The 7,776-nt window shown below is 69.4% G+C and carries 6 protein-coding genes and 1 pseudogene; 3 read left to right on the top strand and 4 right to left on the bottom strand.

The window, feature by feature from the left end; all coding sequences use genetic code 11:
* A partial coding sequence (locus GT042_RS03895; RefSeq protein WP_161307287.1) for an Rv3235 family protein occupies positions 1-322 on the top strand: 322 nt, incomplete at its 5' end.
* Positions 323-428: 106 nt separating this feature from the next.
* On the opposite strand, the gene secA is transcribed toward GT042_RS03895, so the two are convergent.
* Positions 429-3,254: a preprotein translocase subunit SecA gene (gene secA / locus GT042_RS03890; RefSeq protein WP_161307286.1), complete on the bottom strand. Its 2,826-nt coding sequence runs from the start codon at positions 3,252-3,254 to the stop codon at positions 429-431.
* 240 nt (positions 3,255-3,494) lie between these two features.
* On the opposite strand from secA, the gene GT042_RS03885 reads away from it, so the two are divergent.
* Both GT042_RS03885 and GT042_RS03880 read left to right on the top strand, forming a co-directional pair.
* The gene (locus GT042_RS03885) at positions 3,495-4,067 is read left to right on the top strand and encodes a GNAT family N-acetyltransferase (RefSeq protein WP_161307285.1); all 573 of its coding nucleotides are present in this window, start codon (positions 3,495-3,497) and stop codon (positions 4,065-4,067) included.
* Between the two features lie 89 nt (positions 4,068-4,156).
* Complete coding sequence (locus GT042_RS03880; protein WP_161307284.1) at positions 4,157-5,353, top strand: crosslink repair DNA glycosylase YcaQ family protein; 1,197 nt, start codon at positions 4,157-4,159, stop codon at positions 5,351-5,353.
* A 67-nt stretch (positions 5,354-5,420) separates the two neighbouring features.
* Here GT042_RS03880 and GT042_RS03875 read toward each other — a convergent pair whose 3' ends face one another.
* The 3 genes and pseudogenes from GT042_RS03875 to GT042_RS03865 all read right to left on the bottom strand — a co-directional run.
* Positions 5,421-6,182, bottom strand: a complete 762-nt coding sequence (locus tag GT042_RS03875; protein WP_161307283.1) for a response regulator transcription factor — start codon at positions 6,180-6,182, stop codon at positions 5,421-5,423.
* Between the two features lie 210 nt (positions 6,183-6,392).
* The gene (gene raiA, locus GT042_RS03870; RefSeq protein ID WP_345943669.1) at positions 6,393-7,082 is read right to left on the bottom strand and encodes a ribosome-associated translation inhibitor RaiA; all 690 of its coding nucleotides are present in this window, start codon (positions 7,080-7,082) and stop codon (positions 6,393-6,395) included.
* A gap of 315 nt (positions 7,083-7,397) precedes the next feature.
* A pseudogene (locus tag GT042_RS03865) lies at positions 7,398-7,776 on the bottom strand (ComF family protein); the annotation flags it as partial.

The following is a 7,776-nucleotide window of genomic DNA, read 5'->3' as shown; positions in this document are numbered from 1 at the left end:
CGTCCCGCCCCACGAGCTGTTCGCGGAGCGCCTGCTCGCCGTCCTCAGCGGCCGGCGGCCGGTCCACTGGATGCTCGGCCAGACCGTCGGACCGGCGTACGAGCAGCTCGTACGCCTCGCGCCCGGCACCCCGCTGCGCGCGCGGGGCGTGCACCCCGTCGTCCGTACGTGCCGGAGCTTCGAGCCGCGCCCCGGCGTCCTGGAGGCGTCCGCCAGCATCGCCGCGGGCGCACAGGTACGGGCCCTCGCCTTCCGGCTGGAGCGGGGCACCGATCTGCGCTGGCGGTGCGCGGCGGTCGAGCTGGGCGGCGACCGAGCCTGAACCGGACACCGGACCTGAGCCGGACATGCGACCGGGCCGGGGCGCGCACCACGTGTGCGCATCCCGGCCCGGTCGTCCGTCGTGGCCCCTCAGGGCCCGTCAGGACCTACTTCTTGCGACGGCGCCCGCCCTGCGTGCCGCCGCCCTTCTGCGCCTTGCGGCGCTCCGCGCGCGTCAGCCCGTCCGACGTGGAGCGCGTCGGCCCGTCCGCGTTCTGGAAGTCGCCCTCGACGACACCGCCCTCGCCGTCCACCGTGGGAGCGGAGAAGTGCAGCCGGTCCGGCCGCTGCGGGGCGTCCAGCCCCTTGGCGCGGATCTCGGGACGCGTGGCGGGCACCTTGGCGTCCTTGGCGAGCGACGTACGCTCCGCCGCGTCCTGCACCGGGACCTCCTCGACCTGCTGCTCGACCTGGACCTCCAGGTTGAACAGGTAGCCGACGGACTCCTCCTTGATGCCCTCCATCATGGCGTTGAACATGTCGAAGCCCTCGCGCTGGTACTCGACCAGCGGGTCCTTCTGGGCCATCGCCCGCAGGCCGATGCCCTCCTGGAGGTAGTCCATCTCGTAGAGGTGCTCACGCCACTTGCGGTCCAGGACGGACAGCACCACGCGCCGCTCCAGCTCCCGCATGATGTCGGAGCCGAGCTGGTTCTCCCGGTCCTCGTACTGGTCGTGGATGTCGTCCTTGATGGACTCGCCGATGAACTCGGCGGTGATACCCGCCCGGTCCCCGGCCGCCTCCTCCAGCTCCTCGACGGTGACCTTCACCGGGTAGAGCTGCTTGAAGGCGCCCCACAGCCGGTCCAGGTCCCACTCCTCGGCGAAGCCCTCGACGGTCTCCGCCTGGATGTACGCGTCGATCGTGTCGTCCATGAAGTGCCGCACCTGCTCGTGCAGGTCCTCGCCCTCCAGGACGCGGCGGCGCTCGCCGTAGATGACCTCACGCTGCCGGTTGAGGACCTCGTCGTACTTGAGGACGTTCTTCCGCGTCTCGAAGTTCTGCTGCTCGACCTGCGACTGGGCCGAGGCGATCGCGCGCGTCACCATCTTGTTCTCGATGGGGACCTCGTCGGGGACGTTCGCCATCGACATGACACGCTCGACCATCTGCGCCTTGAACAGCCGCATCAGGTCGTCGCCCAGCGACAGGTAGAAGCGGGACTCGCCCGGGTCGCCCTGACGTCCGGAACGACCGCGCAGCTGGTTGTCGATACGGCGCGACTCGTGCCGCTCGGTGCCCAGCACGTACAGCCCGCCGAGGTCCTTGACCTCTTCGAACTCGGCCTGCACGGCCTTCTCGGCCTTCTCCAGCGCGGCGGGCAGGGCCGCGGCCCACTCCTCGACGTGCTCCACGGGGTCCAGGCCGCGCTGGCGCAGCTCCGCCTCCGCGAGGTCGTCGGGGTTGCCGCCGAGCTTGATGTCCGTACCACGGCCGGCCATGTTCGTGGCGACCGTGACCGCGCCCTTGCGGCCGGCCTGGGCGACGATCGTCGCCTCCCGGTCGTGCTGCTTGGCGTTGAGCACCTCGTGCTGCACACCGCGCTTGCTGAGCTGCTGCGAGAGGTACTCGGACTTCTCGACCGAGGTGGTGCCGACCAGGATCGGCTGGCCCTTCTCGTGCTTCTCCGCGATGTCGTCGACGACCGCCGCGAACTTGGCGACCTCGGTGCGGTAGATCAGGTCGGACTGGTCCATGCGGACCATCGGCCGGTTCGTCGGGATCGGCACGACGCCCAGCTTGTAGATCTGGTGGAACTCGGCGGCCTCGGTCATGGCCGTACCGGTCATGCCGGAGAGCTTGCCGTAGAGGCGGAAGAAGTTCTGGAGGGTGATGGTGGCCAGGGTCTGGTTCTCGTCCTTGATGTCCACCCCTTCCTTCGCCTCGATCGCCTGGTGCATGCCCTCGTTGTAGCGGCGGCCGGCGAGGATACGGCCGGTGTGCTCGTCGACGATCATGACTTCGCCGTCGATGACGACGTAGTCCTTGTCCTTCTTGAAGAGTTCCTTGGCCTTGATCGCGTTGTTCAGGTAACCGACGAGCGGGGTGTTCACCGACTCGTACAGGTTGTCGATGCCCAGCCAGTCCTCGACCTTCGCCACACCGGGTTCGTGGATGGCGACCGTGCGCTTCTTCTCGTCGACCTCGTAGTCGCCGGTCTCCTCGATGCCCTTCAGCGAGTTGCCGGCCTCCCCCTTGGCGAGGCGGGTGACGAGCTTGGCGAAGTCCCCGTACCACTTGGTGGCCTGGTCGGCGGGGCCGGAGATGATCAGCGGCGTACGGGCCTCGTCCACGAGGATCGAGTCGACCTCGTCGACGATCGCGTAGTTGTGACCGCGCTGGACCAGCTCTTCCTGGGACCACGCCATGTTGTCGCGCAGGTAGTCGAAACCGAACTCGTTGTTCGTGCCGTACGTGATGTCGCACGCGTACTGCTCGCGGCGCTGCGCGGGCGTCATGTTGGCCAGGATGCAGCCGATGGTGAGGCCCAGGAACTTGTGGACGCGGCCCATCATCTCGGAGTCGCGCTCGGCCAGGTAGTCGTTCACCGTGATCAGGTGGACGCCCTTCCCGGACAGCGCGTTCAGATACGCGGGCAGGGTGCCGACGAGGGTCTTGCCCTCACCGGTCTTCATCTCGGCGACGTAACCGAGGTGCAGCGCGGCGCCACCCATCAGCTGGACGTCGTAAGGACGCTGGCCGAGGACACGCCTGGCCGCCTCGCGGACGGTCGCGAAGGCCTCGGGAAGCAGGTCGTCCAGGCTCTCACCGTCGGCGTAGCGCTCTTTGTACTCGTCGGTGAGCGCCCGCAACTCGGCGTCGGAGAGGCTCTCGAAGTCCTCTTCGATGGAGTTGACCTGGTCCGCGATGCGGTGCAGTTTGCGCAGGATCTTGCCTTCGCCTGCACGCATGAGCTTGTTGAAGACGGACACTGAGGCTGGTCTCCTTGCCGGTCGGGCCTGGCACGTGGGTCGTATAGGAACACGGGCGCGGGCACGGCAGGCGGGCCCCACCGCATCGGCCATCGTAAGCGAGGACCCGCCTGCGCCGGGAGGGCCGCTGTCACGCAGGCCTGCTGTCACCCGCAAGGAGAACGCGCGGAACGCGCGGAAGGTGCCGGTGAGACACAAAAAGTGCTCGCGCCACGGGCCGGCCATCACCAGAATCCGTACATGGAGCCCCTCACCCTCACGACCGAGCGTCTGACCCTGCGCACCTTCACCCCGGACGACACGGACGCCGTCTTCGAAGCCTGCCAGGACCCCGAGATCCGGCGCTGGACGACCATCCCCTCGCCGTACGCGCGCCAGCACGCCGAACAGTTCGTCGGACGCATGGTCCCGGACGGCTGGCGCGACGACACCGAGTACACCTTCGCCGTGCGGCGCGGGTCCGACGGACCGCTGGTCGCCGCCGTCTCCCTGCACCACCCGAGGTCCGGGACCTGGGAGATCGGCTACTGGACGGCGAAGGAGCACCGGGGCCACGGCTACATGACGGAGGCCGTCACCGCGCTGACCGGGTTCGCCTTCACGACGCTGGGCGCGATACGTCTGGAGTGGCGCGCCGAGGTGGGCAACACCGGCTCACGCGCGGTGGCCGAGAAGGCAGGTTTTGTGATCGAGGGCACGCTGCGGGCGGGGCTGCTCAACAAGGGCACGCTGCGTGACTGCTGGATCGGCGCGGTGCTCCCGTCCGACGTCGGCCTGCCGAGCACCCACCCGTACCTGCCCGCCCGGCCCTGAGCCGTCCTTCGCGGGCGTCCCCCACGGGCGTCCCCACAGGCGTCCCCCGCGAGCGGCCCGCTGTCAGTGCCCCCGTCTATCGTGCGGACATGACGACTGTGCCGCCCCCCGCCGCCGAGCTGTCCGCCGACGAGGCCCGCCGTATCGCGCTGCGCGCCCAGGGATTCCTCGGCGCCCCGGACCGGCGGGGCGGGGTCCGGGGTGTGCTGCGCCACCTCGGGGCCGTCCAGCTGGACACGATCTCGGTGCTGGCCCGCTCGCACGAGCTGATCCCGTACGCGCGCCTGGGCGCGGTGGGCCGCAGGACCGTCGAGGACGCGTACTGGACGCCCCCGGGCGCCGACGGGGCGCCGAACCGCCCGCACGCCTTCGAGTACTGGTCGCACGCGGCCTGCATCCTGCCGATCGAGGAGTGGCCGCACTTCGCGTTCCGCCGCCGCGCCTACCGGGCCCGCCCGAACTGGTACCACGAGCTGGCGGACGGCGCGTACGAAACGGTGATCAAGCAGCTGCGCGCGGAGGGCCCCCTGACCGCGACGGAGCTGGGCGGCGCCAAGAACGGCGGCCCCTGGTGGGACTGGTCGGAGGCCAAGGTCGCCGTCGAGCGGGCGCTGATGCACGGCGAGGTGGTCTGCACGGGCCGCCGGAGCTGGAAGCGGGTGTACGACCTGGCGGAGCGCGCCGTCCCCGACGACCTCCTCCACGACGACCTGGACGACACCGAGTGCCTTCGTCGGCTGGTCCGGCTCGCGGGCCGTTCGCTGGGTGTCGGCACCCGCGCGGACCTCGCGGACTACCACCGGCTCAAGGGCGAGCAGGTCGACGCCGTGGTCGCGGACTCGGGCCTGGTGCCGGTGACGGTCCAGGGCTGGACGAAGCCCGCCTGGGCCGACCCGGAGGCGCTGGCGAGCCCGCCGAAGGGCCGGCACCGTACGACCCTGTTGTCCCCGTTCGACTCCCTGATCTGGGAGCGGGCCCGCACCGAGCGGATCTTCGGCTTCACCCACCGCCTGGAGGCGTACGTCCCCAAGCCCAAGCGGGTGTACGGCTACTTCGCGATGCCGCTGCTGTCCGGCGGCCGGCTGTTGGGCCGCGTCGACCCGGCGCGCGAGGGGCAGACGCTCGTCGCCAAGCACGTCTCCCTGGACACCTCGAAGGCCGTGCTCCCGATGGCGCTGGCGCTGCGCGAGGCGGCGGAGTGGGTCGGCTGCTCGGACGTACGGGTGGAACGGGTCGACGCGCCCGAACTGCGCGGCGCCCTGGCGGACGCGCTCACCGCGCTCTGACCGCGTCGGCGCGCACACCGGCCGTCGGCGAATCCGGTGATCCGGTGGATCCGGTCGATCAGCGGATTCAGCGGATTTCGAGGATCTTCTCCCGCATCGCGTAGACCACGGCCTCCATCCTGGAGTGCAGTTGCAGCTTCTCCAGAATGTTCCGGACGTGGTTCTTCACGGTGTTCTCGGAGATGAACAACTCCTTGGCGATATCACGGTTGTTCATTCCCGTGGCGACCAGTTTGAGGACTTCCAGCTCCCGCTCCGTGAGACGCGGCGCCGGAACGAGCCTTCGCTCGTCGGAGCGCTGAATCATCGATTTGAACTCGGTCAGCAGCTTGGACGCCATGGAAGGGCTGATCTGCGACTGCCCGTCGGCCACCGCGCGAATGGCGGTGGCCACCTCGTCGGTGGAGATCTCCTTGAGGAGATAACCGGTCGCACCCGCCTTGATGGCGTCGTAGAGGTCGGCCTCCTCGTCGCTGATCGTCAGCATGATGATTTTGGCACTGGGTGCCACCTCTTTGATGGAGGTGCACGCCTCGATTCCGCCGCGCTTGGGCATCCGCACGTCCATCAGCACGATGTCCGGCAGCAGGTCGGCCGCCTTGTCGACGGCCTCCGCGCCGTCGCCCGCCTCGCCGATGACCTGGATGTCCTCCTCCTGGGCCAGGACGATCTCCAGGCCCCGGCGGAAGAGCGCGTGGTCGTCCACCACGAGGACCCGGATCGGCTCCTTGCGTGACCCGCCCCGGTCCGTGTCGGCGTCCGACCCCGGACCCCCGACCCTGTGGCCGGCGTCGTCCGTGTGGTGCACCGGCCCGAAGCTGTCCGCCATCGTTCCTCCCCCTGAGGGCCATGGCCCGAAGTTCATGAGTGCCGGCCAACCGCAGTTCGCAGACCACCTGTTGGCTTGCGACGCCATGATTTCATGCCCGGGCCCCGGAACGGTGACGCCGCCGCCACACCGTGGTGCCCTTGAGGGCTCACAGAGTCCTCAAGGGCACCACAGGGGGGCATGTCTCAGCCGGATTCCGACCGTTCGGTCTCAGCCACCCAGAGCCCCGCCGGCGTCGCCGGCCCGCGACTCGGCCAACGGGTCCGTCTGGAGGTGGATGACACCGTAGTCGTATGCGTGGCGCCGGTAGACGACGCTCGGTTCCTTGGTGTCGGAGTCGATGAACAGATAGAAGTCGTGCCCGACCAGCTCCATCTCGTAGAGCGCCTGGTCGAGCGTCATGGGTGCGGCGACGTGGTTCTTCTCCCTGACCACCAGGGGACCTTCGCCCTGCACCTCCAGCGAACCGATCCTGGTGGTGGGCACGGCGGCACGTACCTCGTCGGCGACCGTCGCCCCGTTCGCGTTCAACCGGGCCACCCCGGGAACGACGTCGGCGACCTCGGCCGCCGAAAGCCGCCCGGTCCCACGGCGGTTGTGCCGCTTCTCGTGCTGCTTGCGCAGCCGCGCCTCCAGCTTGGTGGTGGCGAGGTCCAAGGCCGCGTACGGGTCTGCGGCCGCCGCCTCCGCCCTGATGACGGGCCCGCGGGAGTGGAGCGTGATCTCCACCCGGTCGCATGTGTTGGCCTGACGCGGGTTGTGCTCCTTCGAGACCTCGACGTCCAGGCTGATGACCTTGCCGTCGAGCTGCTGGATTCTCTCCAACTTCAGCTTCTCGGCCACGTGCTTCCGGAACCGCTCGGGCACCTCTGTTTTGCGGCCCTTGACGACGATGTCCACGCAGAACTCCGTTCCCGGATCACTCCGCCTCGTTGCGGAGTTACTCCCTGTTGCACCAGACCCCAGTAGTCACCGGAGCCTCGGACTTGGCGACTTTCACCTCCTCCTCCCCCGACGGCATGCTCCCCACTCCCCCGAAATTCCGAGGTGCTGAAAAACGCCGTAGCAGACCAGTGCATTCAGTGAGTCACGGCTTCCACCATTCCTCACAACCGAACATAGCTCGCCCGGACGGGTGTCGGCACCCGCTACCGGCATGTAGCTCCGTTCAGGTGATTTCCTTCCCCGTCCACCAGGAAGGATGCAAGATCGGCTTCAGTTCCGGTTTATTTCGAAGGACAGCGGCGGCGCGGCCACCACCGCCGCGCTCACCTGCGCGAATCCCGGAACACCGGGCCGGGTGCCGGCCCGCACCGCCCGCGCCGCCTCGACCAGCGAGGCGCCCGTGGTCATGAGATCGTCCACCAGCACCACTCGGCCGCCCTCCAGCAGCCGCGCACCGCCGACCGCGACCTCCAAGGCGCCGGACAGGTTCGCCAGCCTCTGAGGGGCGCCCAGGGCCGCCTGGTCGGCGACCGCGCGCCGCTGCCGCAGCACCGGCAGCACCCGGGCCGAGCGGCCCGCCCGCCGCAGCTCGGCCGCGGCGGCCAGCGCCGTACGCCGCGTGGCGTCGTGCCCCCGCGCACCGACCGCG

It is taken from the genome of Streptomyces sp. SID3212 (assembly GCF_009865405.1).
GTDB lineage: Bacteria > Actinomycetota > Actinomycetes > Streptomycetales > Streptomycetaceae > Streptomyces.
The sequence above is the reverse complement of the archived record's forward strand: the minus strand, read 5'-3'. Positions and strand labels throughout refer to the sequence as shown.

What these genes read in the sequence shown, in the direction of transcription:
- GT042_RS03880 (WP_161307284.1), top strand. Translation starts at nt 4,157, where the DNA reads ATGACGACTGTGCCGCCCCCCGCCGCCGAGCTGTCCGCCGACGAGGCC.
- GT042_RS03875 (WP_161307283.1), bottom strand. Translation starts at nt 6,182, where the DNA reads ATGGCGGACAGCTTCGGGCCGGTGCACCACACGGACGACGCCGGCCAC.
- GT042_RS03885 (WP_161307285.1), top strand. Translation starts at nt 3,495, where the DNA reads ATGGAGCCCCTCACCCTCACGACCGAGCGTCTGACCCTGCGCACCTTC.